This window comes from Streptomyces sp. NBC_00259 (assembly GCF_036181745.1).
Lineage (GTDB): Bacteria > Actinomycetota > Actinomycetes > Streptomycetales > Streptomycetaceae > Streptomyces > Streptomyces pratisoli.
Genome location: NZ_CP108080.1, coordinates 4652033 through 4674177, shown reverse-complemented (window position 1 = coordinate 4674177; position 22145 = coordinate 4652033). Strand labels below are relative to the sequence as shown.

Below are 22145 nucleotides of genomic sequence, written 5' to 3'. Positions count from 1 at the left end.
GTGACGGCAAGATCTACTTGTATCGGTAGACGATCCGGCCACGCGTGAGGTCGTACGGAGAGAGCTCCACAACGACTCGGTCGTCCGGGAGGATTCGGATGTAGTGCATCCGCATCTTGCCGGAGATGTGCGCGAGGACCTTGTGACCGTTCTGGAGCTCCACCTTGAACATGGCGTTCGGCAGAGACTCGATCACGGTGCCCTCGATCTCGATGGCACCTTGCTTCTTGGCCACGCTTCGCCCTTCGAATCGGCTACCTTGATCGACTCTCGTCGCCGTTTGACCGCAACGGACTACCGCAAGCGGACATACGGGTACACGAGAGCCGACGCATCAGTCTACGTCAGGCCCCTGGAAAAGACGAATCCGGAAGTTTGCCCAACGGAAGTGATCGTTATGCCAGAGGATCCGGCGCCGCCGTGACACCGAGCTCCGCCAGCTTGGCCCTGCCACCGTCGACCGCGGTGAGGACCAGGGGGCCCTCCTCGGTCAGGGCGACCGAGTGCTCCCAGTGCGAGGACCAGGTGCCGTCGATGGTGATGACGGTCCAGTCGTCCTCGAGTACCTCGGTGTGCGGCGTGCCGAGCGACACCATCGGCTCGATGGCCAGGCACAGGCCGGGGACCAGCTTCGGGCCCTTGCCGCGCTTACGGCTGACGTAGTTCAGCAGATGGGGGTCCATGTGCATCTCGGTGCCGATGCCGTGGCCGCCGTACTCCTCGATGATCCCGTACTTGCCGCCGCCCGGCTTCGGCTGACGGCGGATGTACGTCTCGATGGCGCGGGAGATGTCGACCAGGCGGTTGCCGTTCTTCATCGCGGCGACACCGGCCCACATGGACTCCTCGGTCACCCGGGAGAGCTCCAGCAGCTCCGGAGCGTGACCATCACCCACGAAGGCCGTGTACGCCGCGTCGCCGTGCCAGCCGTCGACGATCGCGCCGGCGTCGATGGAGATGATGTCGCCGTCCTTGAGGACCGTCTTCTCGTCCGGGATGCCGTGGACGACGACCTCGTTGACCGAGGTGCAGATGGTGGCGGGGAAACCGCCGTAGCCGAGGAAGTTCGACTTGGCGCCATGGTCGGCGATCACCTTGCGGGCGACCTCGTCGAGATCCCTCGTCGTGGCGCCGGGGACCGCCGCCTCACGGGTCGCCGCGTGGATGGCGGCGACGACCAGCCCCGCCTCGCGCATCTTCGCGATCTGCTCGGGGGTCTTGATCTGCACCATGAGTGCCGGCGCCTTTCGGAATCGGAGAGTGGTTCGGCGGAATGCCTGGGTAATCAACGATACGGCCGCGGCGTCCCTGGGACACCGCGGCCGTATCGGAAACAGCTCAGTGGTGGTGCGTACTGCGCACCGCGCACCGCATGACTCAGGCCTGGGCGGCCGGGTCGTTCTGCAGTGCCTCCATCGCCCGCTCGGTCACCTCGGTGACCTTGCCGAGCGCGGAGATGGTGACCACGAGGCCCTGGGCCCGGTAGTGGTCGATGATCGGCTCGGTCTGCGTGTGGTAGACCTCGAGCCGCTTGCGCACGGTCTCCTCAGAGTCGTCGTCGCGCTGGTACAGCTCGCCGCCGCAGGCGTCGCAGACGCCCTCGGTCTTCGGCGGGGTGTACGTGACGTGGAAGACGTGCGCACTGTCGTTGCGGCAGATGCGGCGACCCGCGATCCGCTTCACGACCTCGTCCTCGGGGACCTCCAGGTCCAGCACCGCGTCCAGCTTCACGCCGTCCACCGCGAGCGCGGCGTCGAGCGCCTCGGCCTGGGAGACGTTGCGCGGGAAACCGTCGAGCAGGAAGCCGTTCTGGGCGTCCGGCTGAGCCATGCGGTCCCTGGCCATCCCGATGGTGACCTCGTCGGGCACCAGGTTGCCGGCGTCCATGTACGCCTTGGCCTGCTTGCCGAGCTCCGTGCCCTTGCTGATGTTGGCCCGGAAGAGGTCGCCCGTGGAGATGTGCGGGATCGACAGGTTCTTGGCAAGGTACTGAGCCTGCGTGCCCTTGCCCGCACCGGGCGGTCCGACGAGGACGATTCGCATCAGCGGAGGAACCCTTCATAGTTGCGCTGCTGGAGCTGGCTCTCGATCTGCTTCACGGTTTCGAGACCGACACCCACGATGATGAGGATGCTGGTGCCACCGAACGGGAAGTTCTGGTTGGCACCACCGAAGCCCGCCAACGCCATCGTCGGCACAAGAGCGATCAGACCCAGATACAGCGAGCCCGGCCAGGTGATCCGGTTGAGCACGTAGCTCAGATACTCGGCGGTAGGTCGACCAGCCCGGATACCCGGGATGAAGCCACCATACTTCTTCATGTTGTCCGCGACTTCCTCGGGGTTGAACGAGATCGCCACGTAGAAGAAGGCGAAGAACACGATCAGGAGGAAGTACAGAGCGATGTAGTACGGGTGGTCGCCCTTGACGAGATGGGCTTCGATCCAGGTCTTCCAGCTCGAGTTGGAATTCGAGAACTGGGCGATCAACGCCGGGATGTAGAGCAGCGACGACGCGAAGATGACAGGAATCACACCCGCCTGGTTCACCTTCAGCGGGATGTATGTGGACGTACCGCCGTACGACCTGCGGCCGATCATGCGCTTCGCGTACTGCACGGGGATACGGCGCTGGGCCTGCTCGACGAACACGACGAGCGCCACCATCACGAAGCCGATCAGGATGACCGTGCCGAACTCGATCCAGCCCTTGGCGAGGCTGCCGCTCTCCTTGATGGCCCAGAGGGCGCCCGGGAAACCGGCGGCGATCGAGATGAACATCAGGATCGACATGCCGTTGCCGATACCACGGTCCGTGATCAGCTCGCCGAGCCACATGACCATGGCCGTGCCGGCGGTCATGGTGACCACCATCGTGGCGGTCACGAAGATCGACTGATCAGGGACGATCTCGTTGGCGACCTGACACCCCGAGAACAGCGCTCCGCTGCGGGCGGTGGCCACCAGGCCGGTGCCCTGCAGCACGGCCAGCGCGACCGTGAGGTAACGCGTGTACTGCGTGATCTTCGCCGTGCCGGACTGGCCCTCCTTCTTGAGGGCCTCCAGACGCGGAATGACCACGGTCAGCAGCTGCAGGATGATGCTCGCTGTGATGTACGGCATGATGCCGAGCGCGAAGATCGTGATCTGCAGCAGCGCTCCGCCGCTGAACATGTTGACGAGGCCGAACAGGCTGCTGTTGTTCTTCGAGGCCTGGTCCACACAGATCTGGACGTTCTCGTAACTGACGCCGGGGACCGGAATGTGTGCGCCGACCCGGTACAGCACGATGATGGCAAGCGTGAAGAGCAGCTTCTTGCGCAGGTCGGGCGTCTTGAACGCCCGGGCGAACGCGGTGAGCACGGTGCCTCCTGCGACCCCCGCGCAAAGCGTCAGAGGTGACGGTCTTGAGGTTCGACGAATACGTATGAGTCCAAAACCGTCCGGGGAGGCCTTCGGCCCCACCTCGCGGCGCGGGGGTCACCCCCCAGGATTACAGCAACAACGCACGCCACCTTACCGGCGAGTGTGCCCCGCTTGGAACGACCAACCGGGGATGCCCCTTTTGAGAGGCATCCCCGGTTGGTGTTCAGGCCATCGGCTCGTCTCAGATCAGACGAGCTCGGTGACGGTGCCGCCGGCGGCGGTGATCTTCTCCTTGGCGGAGCCGGAGACGGCGTCGACCGTCACCTGCAGCGCCACGGAGACCTCACCCTGGCCGAGCACCTTGACGAGCTGGTTCTTGCGAACCGCGCCCTTGGCGACCAGGTCCGCGACCGTGACCTCGCCACCCTCGGGGTAGAGGGCGGTGAGCTTGTCCAGGTTCACGACCTGGTACTCGGTCTTGAACGGGTTCTTGAAGCCCTTCAGCTTCGGGAGACGCATGTGGAGGGGCATCTGCCCACCCTCGAAGCGCTCCGGAACCTGGTAACGGGCCTTCGTGCCCTTGGTACCACGACCGGCCGTCTTACCCTTCGACGCCTCACCACGACCCACACGGGTCTTGGCGGTCTTGGCGCCCGGGGCGGGACGGAGGTTGTGGATCTTCAGCGGGTTCTGCTCCGCCATGATCAGTCGACCTCCTCAACCGTCACGAGGTGGCGGACGGTGTGCACCATTCCGCGGAACTCGGGGCGGTCCTCCTTGACGACCACGTCGTTGACCCTCTTCAGGCCAAGCGAACGCAGGGTGTCACGGTGGTTCTGCTTGCTGCCGATGTACGACTTCGTCTGCGTGATCTTGATGCGGGCCATTACGCACCCGCTCCCGCACCGGCACGCGCACGAAGCAGGGCCGCGGGGGCGACGTCCTCGAGCGGCAGACCGCGGCGCGCCGCGATCTCCTCGGGACGCTGCAGACCCTTCAGGGCCGCCACGGTCGCGTGGACGATGTTGATCGCGTTGGACGAGCCGAGCGACTTCGACAGGATGTCGTGAACGCCGGCGCACTCGAGCACGGCACGCACCGGGCCACCGGCGATAACGCCGGTACCGGGGGAAGCCGGCTTGAGCAGGACGACGCCCGCAGCCTTCTCGCCCGTGATCGGGTGCGGGATGGTGCCCTGGATACGGGGGACCTTGAAGAAGTGCTTCTTGGCCTCCTCAACACCCTTGGCGATGGCGGCCGGCACCTCCTTGGCCTTGCCGTAACCGACACCCACGGTGCCGTCACCGTCGCCCACCACGACCAGCGCGGTGAAGCTGAAGCGACGACCACCCTTCACAACCTTGGCGACACGGTTGATCGCGACAACGCGCTCAACGTAAGCGGTCTTCTCGGCGGCAGCTGCGCCGCCGTCACGGCCCTTCCGGTCCCGCCGCTCGCCGCCACCGGCACCGCTTCCGCGGCGCTGGGGTCCAGCCATTGGAATTACCTCTCTTCGTTTTCCGTCAGCTACGGAACCGGGTCAGAACTTCAGACCGGCTTCGCGGGCGGCGTCCGCCAGGGCGGCAATGCGCCCGGCGTACTGGTTGCCGCCACGGTCGAACACGACAGCCTCGATGCCGGCGGCCTTGGCACGCTCGGCCACGAGCTGGCCGACCTGCTTCGCCTTCGACGACTTGTCGCCTTCGCCGCCACGGATGGACGAGTCCAGGGTGGACGCCGACGCGAGGGTGTGACCCGCGAGGTCGTCGATGACCTGAGCCGTGATCCCGCGGTTGGACCGGGTGACGACCAGACGCGGACGCGCCGGGGTACCCGAGATCTTCTTGCGGATGCGGATGTGGCGACGCTTCAGGGAAGCGCCCTTGTAGGCCTTGCCCTTGGCAATCTTCACGCCGTATGCCATGGCTTACTTACCAGCCTTTCCGACCTTGCGGCGGATGACCTCGCCCGCGTACTTCACGCCCTTGGCCTTGTACGGGTCGGGCTTGCGCAGCTTGCGGATGTTCGCGGCGACCTCGCCGACCTTCTGCTTGTCGATGCCCTCGACCGAGAACTTGGTCGGCGACTCGACCTTGAAGGAGATGCCCTCGGGCGCCTCCACCAGGATCGAGTGGCTGTAGCCGAGCTGGAACTCCAGGTTGGAGCCCTTCGCGGCAACGCGGTAACCGACACCGCTGATCTCGAGCGCCTTGACGTACCCCTGGGTCACACCGGTGATCATGTTGGCCACCAGCGTGCGGGACAGGCCGTGCAGGGCCTTGTTCTGACGCTCGTCGTTGGGGCGGGTGACGTTCAGAACGCCGTCCTCACCCTTCGCGATCTCGATCGGCGCGGCAACGGTGTGGGTCAGGGAGCCCTTGGGGCCCTTCACCTGGACCGTACGGCCATCGATGGTGACATCCACGCCGGCGGGAACCGAGATGGGGAGCTTGCCGATACGCGACATGTTTCTTCTCCTCCGTTCCCGACTACCAGACGTAGGCGAGGACTTCCCCGCCCACACCCTTCTTGCTGGCCTGCTTGTCGGTGAGGAGACCGTGCGACGTGGAGATGATGGCCACGCCCAGGCCGCCGAGCACCTTCGGCAGGTTGGTGGACTTCGCGTACACCCGGAGACCGGGCTTGGAGATCCGCTTGATGCCCGCGATGGAGCGCTCACGGTTCGGGCCGAACTTCAGCTCGAGGACGAGGTTCTTGCCGACCTCGGCGTCCTCGACCTTCCAGCCCGTGATGAAGCCCTCCTGCTGGAGGATCTCCGCGATGTGAGACTTGATCTTGCTGTGCGGCATCGTCACGGAGTCGTGGTACGCCGAGTTCGCGTTACGCAGACGAGTCAGCATGTCTGCGATCGGATCAGTCATGGTCATGAATTGGCCTTCGGCCTCTCTCGCCGGGGTTTCCTGTATGCGCCATCCCTCTCCCCACACATGGGCGGGACGGGTGCGGCGCGGGGACCTACGGCGTAGTAAGTCGATCAGGGCGGCGGGCGCCCAACCCCACAAGCCTACGGCATGTGAGGGAGGGCCCCGCCGTCCCGTTGCTTACCGAGAGCCTCCGGTAATTCCGGGAAAACCCGGGATTACCAGGAGCTCTTGGTCACGCCCGGCAGCTCGCCACGGTGAGCCATCTCACGAAGGCACACGCGGCACAGGCCGAACTTGCGGTACACGGAGTGCGGACGGCCGCAGCGCTGGCAGCGGGTGTACGCACGCACACCGAACTTGGGCTTACGAGCAGCCTTGGCAATGAGAGCCTTCTTCGCCATCTCGCTTACGCCTCCTTGAACGGGAAGCCGAGGTGACGGAGAAGGGCACGGCCCTCAGCGTCGTTGGTCGCCGTGGTCACCACGGTGATGTCCATACCCCGGACGCGGTCGATCTTGTCCTGGTCGATCTCGTGGAACATGACCTGCTCCGTGAGACCGAAGGTGTAGTTGCCACGGCCGTCGAACTGCTTGGGAGACAGGCCACGGAAGTCGCGGATGCGCGGCAGCGCGAGCGACAGGGTGCGGTCCAGGAACTCCCACATGCGGTCGCCACGAAGCGTGACGTGGGCACCGATCGGCTGGCCCTCACGCAGCTTGAACTGCGCGATGGACTTGCGGGCCTTGGTGACGGCCGGCTTCTGGCCGGTGATCGTGGTGAGGTCCTTGATGGCACCCTCGATCAGCTTGGAGTCGCGGGCGGCGTCGCCCACACCCATGTTGACCACGATCTTCACGAGGCCGGGAACCTGCATGACGTTCTCGTACGAGAACTCCTCACGCAGCTTGCCGGAGATCTCCTCGCGGTACTTCGTCTTGAGACGCGGAGTGGTGGTGGTAGCCATCAGATGTCCTCACCCGTCCGCTTGGCAACGCGGATCTTGTTGCCCTCGTCGTCGAAGCGGTAACCGACGCGGGTCACGACCTTGTTGCCGTCCTTCTCCACGACGAGCTGAACGTTGCTCACGTGAATGGGGGCCTCGGTGGTGACGATGCCGCCGGCCTGCGACGCACGGCCCGGCTGGTTGGCCTTCGTGTGCTTCTTGACCCGGTTGACACCCTCGACCAGGACGCGGTCCTCGCGGGGGAAGGCCGCGATGACCTTGCCCTGCTTGCCCTTGTCCTTGCCGGTGATGACCTGGACCAGGTCGCCCTTCTTGATCTTCATGCTTACAGCACCTCCGGCGCGAGCGAGATGATCTTCATGAACTTCTTCTCGCGCAGCTCACGGCCCACCGGGCCGAAGATACGGGTGCCGCGAGGGTCGCCGTCGTTCTTCAGAATGACGGCGGCGTTCTCGTCGAAGCGGATGTACGAGCCGTCCTGACGGCGGCGCTCCTTGACGGTGCGAACGATGACCGCCTTGACGACGTCACCCTTCTTCACGTTGCCACCGGGGATCGCGTCCTTGACGGTGGCGACGATGACGTCACCGATGCCCGCGTAGCGGCGACCCGAGCCACCGAGAACACGGATGCAAAGGATCTCCTTGGCACCAGTGTTGTCGGCGACGCGAAGTCGCGACTCCTGCTGGATCACGTCTATCTCCTGTTTGTCTGCCGGTTCCCGGCAGGGGCTTTCCTCCTGGGAGGCGGAGCCCCTGCCGAGCCTGGCGGAACTGACCTGAGGGAAACCCCTCAGGTAATTACTTGGCCTTCTCGAGGATCTCGACGACGCGCCAGCGCTTCGTCGCGGACAGCGGCCGGGTCTCCATGAGGAGGACGCGGTCGCCGACACCCGCGGCGTTCTGCTCGTCGTGCGCCTTGAGCTTGTTCGTACGGCGGATGACCTTGCCGTACAGCGCGTGCTTGACGCGGTCCTCGACAGCGACGACGACGGTCTTGTCCATCTTGTCGCTGACGACCAGACCCTCGCGGGTCTTGCGGAAGCCGCGCTCCGCGGTCTTGTTCTCAGTCACGTTGCTCTCGCTCATCAGGCGCTCTCCACCGTCTCGATGCCCAGCTCGCGCTCACGCATCAGGGTGTAGATCCGGGCGATGTCCTTGCGGACGGCCTTCAGCCGGCCGTGGTTCTCGAGCTGGCCCGTCGCCGCCTGGAAGCGGAGGTTGAACAGCTCTTCCTTGGCCTCGCGGAGCTTGGCGACAAGCTCCTCGCTGCCCAGCTCGCGCAGCTCGGACGCCTTGGTACCGGCCGACATCACGCTTCACCTGCCTCGCGCTTGACGATCCGGCACTTCATCGGCAGCTTGTGGGCCGCGCGAGTCAGAGCCTCACGTGCGATCTTCTCGTTCGGGTAGGACAGCTCGAACATGACCCGGCCCGGGTGCACGTTCGCGACCCACCACTCCGGGGAACCCTTACCGGAACCCATGCGGGTCTCGGCGGGCTTCTTCGTGAGCGGGCGGTCCGGGTAGATGTTGATCCAGACCTTGCCGCCACGCTTGATGTGGCGGGTCATCGCGATACGAGCCGCCTCGATCTGGCGGTTGGTCACGTACGCCGGAGTCATGGCCTGGATGCCGTACTCGCCGAACGCAACCGTCGTACCACCCTTGGCCATACCGCGACGCTTGGGGTGGTGCTGCTTGCGGTGCTTGACCCTACGGGGGATCAGCATTTCGGTCAGGCCTCCGTTCCGGTGCTCTCAGCCGGAGCGGCAGCGGCGGCGGGAGCGTCGGCCTTGGGGGCCTCGGCAGCCGGCGCGGACTGCTGCTGCGGCTTGCGACCGCGACCGCCACGCTCGCCACCGCGGCCACCACGGCCGGCCGGGCGGTCAGCGCCGCCACGGGCCGGGCGGTTGCCGGCGCGGGCAGCGGCGTTCTCGGCGCGGACCTCGGCGATGTTCTTGACGTCGCCCTTGTAGATCCAGACCTTCACGCCGATGCGGCCGAAGGTCGTCTTGGCCTCGAAGAAGCCGTAGTCGACGTTCGCGCGGAGCGTGTGCAGGGGCACACGGCCCTCGCGGTAGAACTCCGAGCGGGACATCTCGGCGCCGCCGAGACGGCCGCCGCACTGGATCTTGATGCCCTTGGCGCCGGCCTTCATCGAGCTCTGCATCGACTTGCGCATCGCACGACGGAAGGAGACGCGGGAGGAGAGCTGCTCGGCGACGGCCTGGGCCACCAGCTGAGCGTCCACCTCGGGGTTCTTGACCTCGAGGATGTTCAGCTGGACCTGCTTGCCGGTCAGCTTCTCCAGCTCGCCGCGGATGCGGTCCGCCTCGGCGCCGCGGCGGCCGATGACGATGCCCGGACGAGCGGTGTGGATGTCAACGCGGACGCGGTCGCGGGTGCGCTCGATCTCGACCTTCGAGATGCCGGCCCGCTCCATGCCCTTCGTCATCATGCGACGAATGGCGACGTCTTCCTTGACGTAGTCCTTGTACAGCTTGTCGGCGTACCAACGGGACTTGAAGTCCGTGGTGATGCCGAGCCGGAACCCATGCGGGTTAACCTTCTGGCCCATTACCGGGTTCCTTCCTTGCTGCTGACGACCACGGTGATGTGGCTGGTCCGCTTACGGATCCGGTAGGCCCGGCCCTGAGCGCGCGGACGGAACCGCTTCAGGGTCGGACCCTCGTCCACGTACGCCTCGCTGATGACCAGCGAAGAGGCGTCGGTGTGGTCGTAGTTGTGCGCGGCGTTGGCAATGGCGCTGTCCAGCACCTTGCCGACCGGCACGCTCGCGGCCTGCGGGGCGAAACGCAGGACCGCCTGAGCCTCCGTGGCGTCCATGCCACGGATGAGGTCCACCACGCGGCGGGCCTTCATGGGCGTGACGCGGATGTACCGCGCCTGGGCCCTGGCTTCCATGGTTGTCCCTTCGGTGTAAGTCATAGTCGTTTCCACCCCGCGATTAGCGGCGCTTCGACTTCCGGTCGTCCTTGACGTGGCCGCGGAAGGTGCGAGTCGGCGAGAACTCGCCGAGCTTGTGGCCGACCATGGACTCGGTGACGAACACCGGGACGTGGGTCTTGCCGTTGTGCACCGCGATCGTGTGGCCCAGCATGGCCGGGACGATCATCGAGCGACGGGACCAGGTCTTGATGACGTTCTTGGTGCCTGCTTCGTTCTGGACGTCCACCTTCTTGATCAGGTGGTCGTCGACGAAGGGCCCCTTCTTGAGACTGCGCGGCATCTAAACCCGCTCCTAGCGCTTCTTGTTCGTCTTGCGGCGGCGGACGATGTACTTGTTGCTCGCCTTCTTGGGAGAACGAGTACGACCCTCCTTCTGACCCCACGGGGAGACCGGGTGGCGACCACCGGAGGTCTTGCCCTCACCACCACCGTGCGGGTGGTCAACCGGGTTCATCGCGACACCGCGGACGGTCGGGCGAACGCCCTTCCAGCGCATACGGCCGGCCTTGCCCCAGTTGATGTTCGACTGCTCGGCGTTGCCGACCTCACCGATGGTGGCGCGGCAGCGGACGTCGACCAGACGGATCTCGCCGGACGGCATACGAAGGTGGGCCATGGAGCCCTCCTTCGCCAGCAGCTGCACGGAGGCACCCGCGGAGCGGGCGAACTTCGCGCCGCCGCCGGGCCGCAGCTCGATGGCGTGGATGGTCGTACCGACCGGGATGTTGCGCAGCGCCAGGTTGTTACCGGGCTTGATGTCGGCGGCCGGGCCGTTCTCGACACGGTCGCCCTGGCTCAGGCCACGCGGCGCGACGATGTAGCGCTTCTCGCCGTCCGCGTAGTGCAGGAGCGCGATGCGCGCGGTGCGGTTGGGGTCGTACTCGATGTGCGCGACCTTGGCCGGCACGCCGTCCTTGTCGTGACGACGGAAGTCGATCACTCGGTAGGCGCGCTTGTGGCCACCGCCCTGGTGGCGAACGGTCACACGACCGGCGTTGTTACGGCCGCCCTTGCTGTGCAGGGGGCGGACCAGCGACTTCTCCGGCGTGGACCGCGTGATCTCGACAAAGTCGGCGACGCTGGAGCCACGACGGCCCGGAGTCGTCGGCTTGTACTTGCGGATACCCATTTCTCAGTCCTCGTCCGATATTCGGACCAGGGCGCTCCGTTAGGAGGCCTGGCCGAAGATGTCGATACGGTTGCCCTCGGCAAGGGTCACGATGGCGCGCTTGGTGTTGGCGCGCTTGCCGAAACCGGTGCGGGTGCGCTTGCGCTTGCCCTGCCGGTTGATCGTGTTGACCCCGGTGACCTTGACCTGGAAGACCGCCTCGACGGCCTGCTTGATCTGGGTCTTGTTGGCGCGCGGGTCGACGACGAACGTGTACTTGTTCTCGTCCAGCAGCGCGTAGCTCTTCTCCGAGACGACCGGCTTGATCAGCAGGTCGCGCGGGTCCGAGAAGGTCTTGCTGGTGACGGCGGCCTCAGTCATCAGGCCTCGCTCCCTTCGGTCTCAACGGCCTTGGGGCCAGACACGAAGGACTCGAAGGCGGCCTGGGTGAAGACCACGTCGTCGGAGACGAGCACGTCGTACGTGTTCAGCTGGCCCGGCTCCAGGATGTGCACCTGGGGCAGGTTGCGGGCGGACAGCCACGCGGCCTCGTCGCTGCGGTCGACGACCAGGAGCAGGTTCTTGCGCTCCGAGATCTTGCCGAACAGCGTCTTGGCGGCCTTGGTGGAGATCCCGCCCTCGACCACGCCGGAGACGACGTGGATGCGGGAGTGACGGGCCCGGTCGGTGAGGGCACCGCGCAGGGCGGCGGCCTTCATCTTCTTCGGGGTCCGCTGCGAGTAGTCACGCGGCACGGGGCCGTGGACGACGCCACCGCCGGCGAACTGCGGCGCACGGGTCGAACCCTGACGGGCGCGGCCGGTGCCCTTCTGGCGGTAAGGCTTCTTGCCACCGCCACGGACTTCGCCGCGGGTCTTGGTCTTGTGCGTGCCCTGACGGGCAGCGGCCAGCTGCGCGACGACGACCTGGTGGATCAGCGGAACGCTGACCTTGGCGTCGAAGATCTCCGAGGGGAGCTCGACGCTACCGGCCTTGTCGCCAGCGGGCGAAAGGATGTCAATGGTGCTCATCGTTACCTCAGGCCCCCTTGGCCGCGGTACGGACCAGGACGAGGCCGCCGTTCGGACCGGGAACTGCGCCCTTGATGAGCAGCAGACCCTTCTCCGCGTCAACGGCGTGGACGGTCAGGTTCTGGGTGGTGACCCGCTCGTTGCCCATACGGCCCGCCATGCGGAGGCCCTTGAACACACGGCCCGGGGTGGCGCAGCCACCGATGGAACCGGGCGAGCGGTGCTTGCGCTGGGTGCCGTGACCGGCGCCGAGGCCCTTGAAGTTGTGACGCTTCATGACACCGGCGAAGCCCTTGCCCTTGCTCTTGCCCGTGACGTCGACCTTGACGCCGGACTCGAACACCTCGGCGGTGATCTCCTGGCCGAGCGTGTACTCGCTGGCGTCGGAGGTACGGAGCTCCACCAGGTGGCGGCGCGGGGTCACGTCGGCCTTGGCGAAGTGGCCCTTGAGGGGCTTGTTCACCTTGCGCGGGTCGATCTCGCCGAAGGCGATCTGGACCGACTCGTAGCCGTCGGTGTCGTTCGTACGGACCTGGGTGACGACGTTGGGGCCGGCCTTGACGACAGTGACCGGGACGACACGGTTGTTCTCGTCCCAGACCTGAGTCATGCCGAGCTTCTCGCCCAGGATGCCCTTGATCTGCTTAGCCATCTCGCGCGTCACCTCAGAGCTTGATCTCGATGTCGACGCCCGCCGGCAGGTCGAGACGCATCAGCGAGTCAACCGTCTTCGGCGTGGGGTCGAGGATGTCGATGAGGCGCTTGTGCGTGCGCATCTCGAAGTGCTCGCGCGAGTCCTTGTACTTGTGCGGCGACTTGATGACGCAGTACACGTTCTTCTCAGTGGGCAGCGGCACCGGGCCCGCGACCGACGCACCAGTGCGGGTCACCGTCTCGACGATCTTCTTCGCCGAGGAGTCGATGACCTCGTGGTCGTAGGCCTTGAGCCGGATGCGGATCTTCTGTCCCGCCATGGCTACTTCGTAGTCCTGTCTGTCTCGTAACGCTCTGGAACCCGGTGTTAACAGCCTTCTCTCCGACCCACGCGGTCGGGCGTGTCGCACTCCCGCTACGCAGATATCCAGTGACGGATTCCCTGCTGGAGGGGATTGCGATCCGCAGAAGAGACCGCTGGACGGGGGAGAAAACCCACCGGGTGCCTGGCCGGGGCCCCGCTGACACTTCCCGGAAGATTCCCGTACGTCCGCCCCAGCGCTGCCCTGGGGGCAGTTGGGGCGACGAGTACTGTGGGACTCGCTTCCGGTCCTCCCGGCGGGAGGCGCGCAGCATCGGCACTCAACCGAGCAACCCCGATAGTCTGCCATACGGGGCGTCGAGCACGCCAATCGAGCCGAAGAGGTTACCCCGCGGGGGTTGCGTGTCAAACCGCAGCGCGCGGAACGCGCGTCGTCGGACGGGGCGCGGTTGCCTGCCCCATGGGCCTGGACTTATCCCCTGTGTTCCTCAGGTGCGGGTGACCGCGCCGCACTCCTGCGAGAGGTCGTCGAGGTCCTGGCTGCGGTCGTACGGGTCCACGGACGGTCCGGACACCTCCGGCGCGCCGCCGGCCAGGTCTTCCGTGAACTGCGGCCTCAGGAAGCCGTCGCCGTCCTTCGAGCAGTCGGAGTTTCCGCTGGTCATGTCCATTCGGAGCACGTAGAGCCGTCCGCGGGTGGTGATCACCTGGGCCGGGTCGTACAGGGCGAGGGTCAGCTGACGGCGGACGACGGTCCGCGTCACCTCGTCCGCGCCGGGCTTCGCCTTCACCACCGGGTAGACGAAGGTGTAGTCGGCGTACACCCGCACCTCGCCGCTGCGGTCGCCCTTGCCGAAGGTCATCCGGCCCCGCGTCCTGACCACGTCACCGGCGGGGCGCACCTGGGCCGGATCGAACCGGCTGAACATCCACAGCGGATCCTCGTCCTTCGCCGGCTTGCGCAGCGCCTTCTCGAGCGCGCCGTGCCCGTCCTTCTGGAGCGGGTCGAGCAGCTTCAGCGCGGCCCCGGGCCACTCGCCGCGGAGGGTGGCCGGATCGAGGTTCGAGGCGACCAGCAACTCCTTGGTGCTGCGCAGCGCGTGCGCGACCTGTTCCTTGCTCATCCCACCGACCGCCTTGGCCTCAGGCAGCTCGATCCCGGCCGCCCCTGCCGCCCAGCCGACCGCGGGCGACCCCCGGAACGGCTCCTTCAGCGTCGGCCGGTCCGGGAACAGGTCCGCCGAGGGTGCGGCGGTGGGCCGCGCGGTCTCGGCGGCGAGCGGTGCGGAGTCTTCGCGGGCGGCCTCGCCGGTCACCAGCTCGGGCCGCACAGCGACCACGGCGAGCCCCACGGCGACGAGTACGCCGAGCACCGGCACCAGGCGCCGGCGCTTCCTCGCGCTCCCGTTCCTCTCCTGCCACGCGGGCCCCGTGCGCCAGCCCTCGGGCTCGGCCGGCTTCCCCTCCCTACGCCGCCGCTCGTCCTCCGCACGCAGCCGCGCGGCCACCATCCGCGCCCTGGCGGACGGCTCCTTGGGCGCGTCGGCACCCGAGCCCTCCCCGGCCCGGCGTACGAACTCCGCCCACTCCTCGTCCGACACCGACGCCCCGTCCCCGGGCCGCCCCTCCGGTGCGTTCTTCCCCACTTGTCCCCACCCTGCGTTCTCCAGCACTGTCGTGGACATTCCACGTACAGATCGCAAGAGAATACAAGTCACGCCTTAATCGTTCGATCACCGTTCCCCCGCGCTCCTACAGTGATCACGGCACGTCATCGTCACGGGGGACGAAGCACCATGCGTACGCACTATCCGAGGACCCGGCATCTGCCCTGGTCCCCCGGAGCGACCGCCGACGACCTGCGGGTCACCGATCTGTCCGGCCTGCGTGGCCGGGAGGTCGTCGTCACCGAGAAGCTCGACGGGGAGAACACGACGCTGTACGCCGACGGGCTGCACGCGCGGTCGCTGGACTCGGCGCATCATCCGTCGCGGGCCTGGGTGAAGGGGCTCCAGGGGCGGATCGGGCAGGGCATTCCGGCCGGGTGGCGGGTGTGCGGGGAGAGCATGTACGCGCGGCATTCGCTCGCGTACGACGACCTGGAGAGCTGGTTCTACGGCTTCTCGGTCTGGGACGGCGACGGCCGGTGTCTGCACTGGGACCGGAGCGTGGAGTTCCTGCGGCGGCTCGGCATACCCGTGCCGGCCGTGCTGTGGCGCGGGGTGTTCGACGAGCGGGCCCTGCGCGCGCTCAAGCTGGACACCGAGCGCCGGGAGGGATACGTCGTACGCACCGTCGACGGCTTCCCGGCAGGCGAGTTCGGGCAGCGCGTCGCGAAGTGGGTGCGGTCCGGGCACGTGGTGACCGACACGCACTGGATGCATTCCGCCGTCGTGGAGAACGGGCTGGGGCCCGCCGCCGCGCTCTGGGCGGTGCGGTCGGGGGCCGCGCCGGACGCGGCCGGGCTGCTGGACGCGGTCGGGGTGCCCGAGGGCGACGCCGCGGCCGCCGCCGATGTGGCCGGACGGCTCGAACGGACCGGGGACGCGCGGCTCGCCGGTGTCCTGGCCGGGCTGCTGCACACAGGCCACCGCTCCACGCTCGCCGGGCGGCTCGCCCACCCGCTCGGCCTGCCTCTCGCACGTCGCGTCGCGGACCTGGTCGGCCTGCACGCCGCGCTGCACCGCCCGTATCCCGACGAGGACCGCAGAGCAGGTCTCCTGCGCATGTCGTACGCCGTCGACCTCGACGTGCTGCACGCCGTCGCCGCGGCTCTCGCGCCGGACGCCGCGGCCCGAGAGCAGGTGGACTGGTCCGCACTGCACGCCGAGGAGGCCGGACCGCTCGGCTCGCTCCGGGAGACGTTCGACGGGCTCGCCCCCGACGCCGCCGACCGGTGCCGGGCCGAGGCGCGCGAGGCGTACGCCCACGGGCGGATCCGGACCGCCGACGAGGCCGTCGCCGCGACCTGGCGTTGGCGGTCGGGCGGCTTCCCGAAGCTGATCCACATGGTCGGGCCGTCCGGCAGCGGCAAGAGCACCTTCGCCCGCGGGCTGCCCGGCGTCGATACGTACGTGTCCCTCGACGACCTGCGCGAGGCCCGCGGCGCACGCACGGACCAGCGGGCCAACGCAGACGTCCTCCGCCTCGGCCTGGAGCGGCTCGACGCCGCACTGGCCTCGGGTGGGACGGTGGTATGGGACGCCACATCCCTCAACCCGCACCAGCGTTCCCTGGTGCACGCGGTCGCCCGCCGCCGCGACGCCCTGACCACGCACGCGGTGGTGCTGGTCGACGAGGACGAGCTGGTGCGGCGCAACGAACGGCGGACGCACCCCGTCCCGGCGGACGTGCTCACCGGGCAGCTGCGCCGGTACGTGCCCCCGTACCCCGGCCAGGCGCACCGCACCTGGTACATCGGCGCGGACGGCACCGTCGAGGAGGAGGCGTAGGTGCGCACGAGCGAGGAGATCTACCACCGGGTCCGCTGGGATCCGCGCTTCGACCCGGCTCGCTTCGTGATGGGCATCCATCAGCGTTCCGCCGCGCCCAAGCGGATGCCGCTGGACGACTTCGACCCCGCGGGCGAGATCCCGTGGCACCGGGTCATCTTCTTCGAGGCGGACGGCGAGGTGGTCTGGGACCGGTCGGCGGGCGTGGACCGGATCGACGCGACGGAGGCCGGGCGGGTACGGGACCCGCGGCGGCTGCCGTCCCCGTTCTTCACGGGGCGCACGCCGTACGCCTGGGACGCGGCGCGCGGCTGGACCGCGGCGGACGGTCCACTCGGGGCTCCGGGGCCTGATCAGGGCCGCGATCCGGCCGCTGGTCTGCGTGTACTGACCTGGAACACCCTGTGGGACAGGTACGACAGCGACCGCATCGACACCGCCCGGCGCAGGCCACTGCTGCTGGCCGCGCTGCGCGACGCCGACGCCGACGTCGTCGCGCTGCAGGAGGTCGAGCCCGAACTGCTCACGATGCTGCTGGACGCGCCGTGGGTCCGCGAGGCCTACACGCTCGGCACCGACCCGGCCGGGGCGGACGTCGGCGACTGCGGCCTGCTGCTGCTCAGCCGGCTCCCGGTGAGCGAGGCGGGCATGCACGTACTCGGCCCGCACAAAGCCGTCACGGCGGTGGTGGTGGAGACCGGCTGGGGCCTGGTCACGGTCGCCGCGACCCATCTGAGCAGCGACCACTCCGAGAACGGGGCGGCGCGGCGTGACGCCGAGCTGGTCGTGCTCGCCGAGGGGCTGGCGAGCGTCGAGGGCGACGTCCTGCTGCTGGGCGACTTCAACGACGGCGGGGACGTACCGGAGACGACGCTCGGGATGAGCGACGCGTGGACCGAGGTCCACGGGCTCGGCGACCGGACCCCGACCTTCGACCCCGGTCGCAATCCGCTGGCCGCGGTGTCCTCACTCAGCGGTCGGGCGTCCCGGCTGGACCGGGTGCTGCTGCGGGCGGCGGGGCTGCGGGTGGACGCGGCGACGCTGCTCGGCGACAGCCCGGCACCGGACGGGCTGTACGTCTCCGACCACTACGGCGTCGCGGCGGAGCTGAGCGTCGCCGACGCGGAGGGTGAGCCGGCCGCCGAGGTGCTCGCCGTACGCGCCACGCCCCGGACCGCCGTCGCCTGGCTCCCGCCGCAGGAGCTGTGGCCGCGCATCCAGCACATCCGCCGCGAGCACGACCGGCAGATCCACCGCTGGCCACCGCATGTCAACGTGCTCTTCGGCTTCGTACCGGAGTGCGACTTCGAGCGGGCGGCCCCGCTGCTCTCGGCGGCGGTGGCCGGGGTGGCGCCGTTCACGGCTCGGCTCGAAGGGGTGCACAGCTTCGGGCACCGGGACGACGCCACCGTCTGGCTCGATCCCGCGGCCGCCGACGCGGCGCCCTGGGCGGAGCTGCGCCAGGCACTGGAGGAACGCTTCCCTCGTTGCGGGGGCCGCGGCGGTGGCTTCACCCCTCATCTCTCCCTGGGCAGGACCCGCGACCCTCACGAACTCACCGCCCACTGCGAGGCTCTGCTCGGCGGCACGACCGCACGCGTCGGTGACCTGGTCCTGCTGTCCCGGCGGGGCGACGAACCGATGCGGGTACGGGCGCGGGTCGCCCTGGGCACGGGCGAGGTGCGCTGGTCGCTCGAAGAGCCGGAGGAGTCGCGGAAGCCGCAGGAGACGGAGGAGTCGCAGGAGCCGGGAAAGAGCAACGCCGACGCACCGGCCGCAACCGCCGAGGACCCGCGCGGCGAGGAACTCGCGCGCAGGACCGCGCAGCGCGTCGCCGAGGCGCTGGCCGACGGTGTCGTGTACGTCGTCGGCTCACGGCGCATGGGCTGTGCGCTGCCCGGCGCGGACCTCGACCTGGTCGCCGCGCTGCCCGGTACGGCCGGTCCGGCGGAGGTACGGGACCGGATCACGGCGGCCCTGCCCGAGGCCCGGGACGTACGCGAGGTGATCGGGGCCCGGGTCCCGGGCCTGCGGTTCCGCGTCGGCACGCTCGCCGTCGACCTCGTCCTCGTGCCGACCGGCGCCATGGCCCCGGGCGAGGCGGTGGCCCGCCGGGCCGAACTGGGCGAACCCGCGGCGATCGCACTCAGCGCGGTCACCGACGCTGTCGCGGTCCTCGCTCTGGCGGGTCCCCGCCGGGACGCGTTCGTCCGTCTCGCCCGGCAGGTCAAGGCATGGGCGAGGGCCCGCGGCCTGGACGCGGCTCCGTTCGGCGGCCTGCCGGGCCTGGCCTGGGCGCTGATGGCCGCCCGTACGGTCGGCGAGGCGCATCGCGATGATCAGTACCGCGATGACCAGTCCGAAGCAGACCTGTCCGAAGCCGAGCTGCTGCGGCGGTTCTTCGCCACCTGGTCCATGGCGGACTGGGGTGAGCCCTCGCTGCTGACCCCCACGGAACCCGTGCGCTCCTGCACCGCACAGGTCGGCCCGGGCGGCCGTGACCTGCTGGCCCGGGAGTTGTTCCGCGCCTGGGAGCTCCTCGACGCGGCCGCCGGAGCCGGCTCCGACCCCCCTCCCCTCCCCTGGTCCGAGCTCCTCTCCCCACCGCCCCTGCACCGGCGCCATGCCGCCTGGGCCGTCCTCACCGTCCCCGAGGGGCCCGACGAGGGCCGTGTCCGTGGTCGCGTACGGGCACTGCTCACCGCGCTGGAGGACGCGGGCGCGCCGGACGCCCATGCCTGGCCCCGCCCGTTCACGTCCGGCCGGGGCCAGGCCCGTTACGCGATCGGCCTCGGGGCCACTCCCCCGGACCGGGCACGGCTCGCGGAGATCGCCGAGCGCTGGCTGCGGGGGCTGCCGGGCACCACGCTCGCCTGGGCGGAGTGCGGGGACGTACCGACCCTCGGCGCTCCATCCGCCCCCGCCGGGTCGCCAACGGCACACGACATCGCGGGCAACCCTGTGCATCGATAATCCGTCTAGCTGATCGCGGAAGGCGGCTGCGACCGGCCCGCCGTCCGCGACCTGGGGAGAGCACAGTACGCAGCCGGGGGCCACGCCCGACCGCTGCGGGGGGAAGCGGACGGAGCACCACACGTGAACGACAGCGCTGCGCGCAGCATGCCCATGTCCGGCGACGGACCGGAACGAGCGAACCGACCGGACGGACCGGAGCGGTCGAACCAACTGAGCCGACTGAGCCGACTTAGCCGACCGGACCGACTCGACCAGCCGCGCCACAGACCCCGCCGCCGCACCGTCCCCCGCCGCACCGTCGTCGCCACCCTCGCCGCGGCCGCCGGAGCCACCGCCCTGGGCGCCTGCTCCGTACCGGCGCCGCCCCGGCGCACCACGCCCACCGCCGACCCTGCGCCCGGCATGCCGATAGCCAGCTCCCGCCGCGCGCAGCTGATGCAGATCCTCGCCCACCCGGACGACGACCTGTACTTCATGAACCCGGACACCCAGCGGATGCTCGACGCGGGCGTACCGCTCGTCTGTGTGTACGTCACCGCCGGGGAGCACGACGGGAAGAACCACATACCGGGGAACTGGGACGTCCCCGCCGACAAGGACGCCTACTCATCGGCCCGCCACCAGGGCTTGCGTCAGGCCTACGCGACGCTCCTCGGGCTGGACCGGTTCACGGACTGGACGAAGGGCGTCGCCACCCTCCGCCGGGACCACCAGGCCGAGATCAACACGCTCACCAACGGCCACCGCAGGGTCGAGCTGATCTTCCTCAACCTCCCGATGCACACGACCCGTCGCTACATGGCGATACCCAGCCTGTGGCAGGACCGGGCGCTCGGGCTGCACACCGTCGTCGCCAAGGACTCCCCGCTGCGCAGGACCGTCCCGTACGACTACGACGAACTCGTCGACGTCCTCGTCGGGCTCATGGAGCGGTACCGGCCGACCGTGATCCAGACCCTGGACCCCGATCCGGACATCCAGCACAGCGACGAGGCGACCCGGAAGAAGGACAGCGAGCAGCGCGGCTACTCGGACCACGCCGACCACACCGCCGTCGCCTCGTTCAGCTGGGCCGCGATGGTGCGCTGGGTGGCGGAGGCGACCGAGGACGGCGGGCGGGTGCCCGGTTTCGTCGCGACCGCGTTCCGTGGCTACTACAACCGTCACTGGCCCAAGAACCTCCCGGCCCGCGTGCTGCAGGAGAAGGCCGCGCACCTGGTCCCGTACGGCGGGGACCCGTCCTGGGAGTGCGGCAACCCTTCGGGCTGCGGTGACTACAACGTGGGTGGCGTCCGTCCGCTGACGAACAAGAAGGGCTGGGTCCGCTCCACCCACCACCGCTACCCGGGCGACCGGCCCGTCGTCGCCACCGAGCCCGACGGGCGGCTCGCCGCGTACGGGGTGCTGGGGCTGCGTGCCGTGCGCTGGCGGGAGACCGAGCCGGGCGGCGGCGAGTGGGGCGACCCGCAGGACCTGGGCGGCGGCCCGCTGGCCCCGGCGCTCGGCTCGGCGGCCCTCAAGGACGGACGGCAGCTGGTCTTCGGGCTGCGGTTCGCCGCGATCGGCGGCCACGGCGGGCCGAACCGCCGCGAGGTGGTGCTGCTGGAACAGCGCGCGCCGGGAGGCGGTTTCCTTGCCTGGTACGGGCTCGGCAACCCGGAGCGCGACGACGACCGGGGCCGCCGCATCGGCGTACCGGTCGCGGTGACCGCGCCCGACGGCCGGGTCCATCTCTTCGTACGCAACGCGGACAAGGGAGTCAGCACGCGCGTACGGAACACGGACGGCCGCTGGGACCGCTGGCGGGACCTCGGCGGCGACGAGATCCAGGACGGTCTCACGACGGTCGTCGACGGCGCGGGCCGGGTCCATGTCTTCGGGGCGGGACGGGACACCGTGCACCACTGGGCGCAGGACGTCCTCGGCGAGGACGTCGCCTTCAAGCCGGACGCCGGCAGCGGGCTCCCCGCCCCCGGTGGACCGCTCGCCGCACTCCCGACCGACGACGGCGGCATCGAGCTCTACTACCGCAAGCCGACGGCCGCGGGCGTGATCGCCGTCCGCGCGGGCGGCGCCCCGGCCCGCCCCCGCAAGGAACGCTTCGACGGCTACGGCCCACTCCGCGCGGCCGCGGCCCCGAACGGGCCCGCGCTGCTCGGCAAGGACCTCGGCGGGCGCGTCCAACTCCGCGTCGACGGACGGGTGGTGACGCGAGCCCAGGGAACGGAGCCGCTGGACTCCCCCGCCCTGTTCATCGGCCGCTCCGGCGCCACGGCGATCGGCATGGGCGCGGACGCGCACCCGTGGATCTGGAGCCCGCAGGCCGGCACGGCGGGCTGACGGCCCTTCGGGCGCTGTCGGCACCCGCGCGGCCGCGTCCGCCACGCGAAGAGGCCCCGCACCTTCCGGTGCGGGGC

General features: G+C 69.0%; 29 protein-coding genes. 3 read left to right on the top strand and 26 right to left on the bottom strand.

Features of this window, described 5'->3' with window-relative positions; all coding sequences use genetic code 11:
• Positions 1-13: 13 nt before the first annotated feature.
• The 26 genes from infA to OG766_RS21165 all read right to left on the bottom strand — a co-directional run bounded on the left by infA (position 14) and on the right by OG766_RS21165 (position 14946).
• Complete coding sequence (gene infA / locus OG766_RS21290) at positions 14-235, bottom strand: translation initiation factor IF-1 (protein WP_003956442.1); 222 nt, start codon at positions 233-235, stop codon at positions 14-16.
• A gap of 160 nt (positions 236-395) precedes the next feature.
• On the bottom strand, positions 396-1232 hold the full coding sequence (map, locus tag OG766_RS21285) for a type I methionyl aminopeptidase (RefSeq protein WP_266381603.1): 837 nt from the start codon (positions 1230-1232) through the stop codon (positions 396-398).
• A gap of 145 nt (positions 1233-1377) precedes the next feature.
• Positions 1378-2043 (bottom strand): adenylate kinase, encoded by a 666-nt coding sequence (locus OG766_RS21280; protein WP_266381601.1) that lies wholly within the window; start codon positions 2041-2043, stop codon positions 1378-1380.
• The gene (gene secY / locus OG766_RS21275) at positions 2043-3362 is read right to left on the bottom strand and encodes a preprotein translocase subunit SecY (RefSeq protein WP_266381598.1); all 1320 of its coding nucleotides are present in this window, start codon (positions 3360-3362) and stop codon (positions 2043-2045) included. The genes OG766_RS21280 and secY overlap by 1 nt, the downstream gene beginning before the upstream one ends.
• 249 nt (positions 3363-3611) lie before the next feature.
• Positions 3612-4067: a 50S ribosomal protein L15 gene (rplO, locus tag OG766_RS21270; RefSeq protein ID WP_266381595.1), complete on the bottom strand. Its 456-nt coding sequence runs from the start codon at positions 4065-4067 to the stop codon at positions 3612-3614.
• 2 nt (positions 4068-4069) lie between these two features.
• Positions 4070-4252: a 50S ribosomal protein L30 gene (gene rpmD / locus OG766_RS21265; RefSeq protein ID WP_266381593.1), complete on the bottom strand. Its 183-nt coding sequence runs from the start codon at positions 4250-4252 to the stop codon at positions 4070-4072.
• Positions 4252-4863 (bottom strand): 30S ribosomal protein S5, encoded by a 612-nt coding sequence (gene rpsE / locus OG766_RS21260; RefSeq protein ID WP_242329302.1) that lies wholly within the window; start codon positions 4861-4863, stop codon positions 4252-4254. The genes rpmD and rpsE overlap by 1 nt, the downstream gene beginning before the upstream one ends.
• 42 nt (positions 4864-4905) lie before the next feature.
• The gene (gene rplR, locus OG766_RS21255) at positions 4906-5289 is read right to left on the bottom strand and encodes a 50S ribosomal protein L18 (RefSeq protein ID WP_242329301.1); all 384 of its coding nucleotides are present in this window, start codon (positions 5287-5289) and stop codon (positions 4906-4908) included.
• Positions 5290-5292: 3 nt separating this feature from the next.
• Positions 5293-5832 carry a 50S ribosomal protein L6 gene (rplF, locus tag OG766_RS21250; protein ID WP_266381590.1) on the bottom strand — a complete coding sequence of 180 codons (540 nt, stop codon included), beginning with the start codon at positions 5830-5832 and terminating at the stop codon, positions 5293-5295.
• 22 nt (positions 5833-5854) lie between these two features.
• Entirely contained in the window at positions 5855-6253 is a 399-nt protein-coding gene (rpsH, locus tag OG766_RS21245) for a 30S ribosomal protein S8 (RefSeq protein ID WP_017949652.1), read from the bottom strand.
• Between the two features lie 212 nt (positions 6254-6465).
• The gene (locus OG766_RS21240) at positions 6466-6651 is read right to left on the bottom strand and encodes a type Z 30S ribosomal protein S14 (protein WP_003956452.1); all 186 of its coding nucleotides are present in this window, start codon (positions 6649-6651) and stop codon (positions 6466-6468) included.
• 5 nt (positions 6652-6656) lie between these two features.
• Positions 6657-7214: a 50S ribosomal protein L5 gene (rplE, locus tag OG766_RS21235; protein ID WP_122615762.1), complete on the bottom strand. Its 558-nt coding sequence runs from the start codon at positions 7212-7214 to the stop codon at positions 6657-6659.
• Positions 7214-7537, bottom strand: a complete 324-nt coding sequence (gene rplX / locus OG766_RS21230) for a 50S ribosomal protein L24 (protein WP_105868304.1) — start codon at positions 7535-7537, stop codon at positions 7214-7216. Before rplX ends, rplE begins: the two co-directional genes overlap by 1 nt.
• Positions 7538-7539: 2 nt before the next feature.
• Complete coding sequence (gene rplN / locus OG766_RS21225; protein ID WP_003956455.1) at positions 7540-7908, bottom strand: 50S ribosomal protein L14; 369 nt, start codon at positions 7906-7908, stop codon at positions 7540-7542.
• A gap of 106 nt (positions 7909-8014) precedes the next feature.
• Positions 8015-8302, bottom strand: a complete 288-nt coding sequence (rpsQ, locus tag OG766_RS21220; RefSeq protein WP_262006829.1) for a 30S ribosomal protein S17 — start codon at positions 8300-8302, stop codon at positions 8015-8017.
• A complete protein-coding gene (rpmC, locus tag OG766_RS21215) occupies positions 8302-8526 on the bottom strand; it encodes a 50S ribosomal protein L29 (protein ID WP_266381587.1) in 225 nt (74 codons plus the stop codon). Before rpmC ends, rpsQ begins: the two co-directional genes overlap by 1 nt.
• Complete coding sequence (gene rplP, locus OG766_RS21210) at positions 8526-8945, bottom strand: 50S ribosomal protein L16 (protein ID WP_005313579.1); 420 nt, start codon at positions 8943-8945, stop codon at positions 8526-8528. Before rplP ends, rpmC begins: the two co-directional genes overlap by 1 nt.
• 5 nt (positions 8946-8950) lie before the next feature.
• Positions 8951-9793, bottom strand: a complete 843-nt coding sequence (gene rpsC / locus OG766_RS21205; RefSeq protein WP_266381584.1) for a 30S ribosomal protein S3 — start codon at positions 9791-9793, stop codon at positions 8951-8953.
• The gene (gene rplV, locus OG766_RS21200) at positions 9793-10140 is read right to left on the bottom strand and encodes a 50S ribosomal protein L22 (RefSeq protein ID WP_004571827.1); all 348 of its coding nucleotides are present in this window, start codon (positions 10138-10140) and stop codon (positions 9793-9795) included. The genes rpsC and rplV overlap by 1 nt, the downstream gene beginning before the upstream one ends.
• Positions 10141-10183: 43 nt before the next feature.
• Positions 10184-10465, bottom strand: coding sequence for a 30S ribosomal protein S19 (gene rpsS / locus OG766_RS21195; RefSeq protein WP_003956461.1), 282 nt, complete (start codon positions 10463-10465; stop codon positions 10184-10186).
• A gap of 12 nt (positions 10466-10477) precedes the next feature.
• Entirely contained in the window at positions 10478-11314 is an 837-nt protein-coding gene (gene rplB / locus OG766_RS21190; RefSeq protein ID WP_266381581.1) for a 50S ribosomal protein L2, read from the bottom strand.
• Positions 11315-11353: 39 nt separating this feature from the next.
• Entirely contained in the window at positions 11354-11674 is a 321-nt protein-coding gene (gene rplW / locus OG766_RS21185; RefSeq protein ID WP_266381579.1) for a 50S ribosomal protein L23, read from the bottom strand.
• Positions 11674-12324: a 50S ribosomal protein L4 gene (rplD, locus tag OG766_RS21180; protein ID WP_266381576.1), complete on the bottom strand. Its 651-nt coding sequence runs from the start codon at positions 12322-12324 to the stop codon at positions 11674-11676. Before rplD ends, rplW begins: the two co-directional genes overlap by 1 nt.
• Positions 12325-12331: 7 nt before the next feature.
• The gene (gene rplC / locus OG766_RS21175; protein WP_242329291.1) at positions 12332-12976 is read right to left on the bottom strand and encodes a 50S ribosomal protein L3; all 645 of its coding nucleotides are present in this window, start codon (positions 12974-12976) and stop codon (positions 12332-12334) included.
• Positions 12977-12989: 13 nt separating this feature from the next.
• The gene (rpsJ, locus tag OG766_RS21170; protein WP_003948644.1) at positions 12990-13298 is read right to left on the bottom strand and encodes a 30S ribosomal protein S10; all 309 of its coding nucleotides are present in this window, start codon (positions 13296-13298) and stop codon (positions 12990-12992) included.
• 490 nt (positions 13299-13788) lie between these two features.
• Positions 13789-14946: a hypothetical protein gene (locus OG766_RS21165; protein ID WP_328725969.1), complete on the bottom strand. Its 1158-nt coding sequence runs from the start codon at positions 14944-14946 to the stop codon at positions 13789-13791.
• A 150-nt stretch (positions 14947-15096) separates the two neighbouring features.
• On the opposite strand from OG766_RS21165, the gene OG766_RS21160 reads away from it, so the two are divergent.
• The 3 genes from OG766_RS21160 (at position 15097) to OG766_RS21150 (ending at position 22068) form a co-directional block, all read left to right on the top strand.
• The gene (locus OG766_RS21160) at positions 15097-16752 is read left to right on the top strand and encodes an RNA ligase family protein (protein ID WP_328725968.1); all 1656 of its coding nucleotides are present in this window, start codon (positions 15097-15099) and stop codon (positions 16750-16752) included.
• Positions 16753-19725: an RNA repair domain-containing protein gene (locus tag OG766_RS21155; protein ID WP_328725967.1), complete on the top strand. Its 2973-nt coding sequence runs from the start codon at positions 16753-16755 to the stop codon at positions 19723-19725.
• Positions 19726-19878: 153 nt separating this feature from the next.
• Positions 19879-22068, top strand: coding sequence for a PIG-L family deacetylase (locus OG766_RS21150; protein WP_266384343.1), 2190 nt, complete (start codon positions 19879-19881; stop codon positions 22066-22068).
• Positions 22069-22145 lie beyond the last annotated feature (77 nt).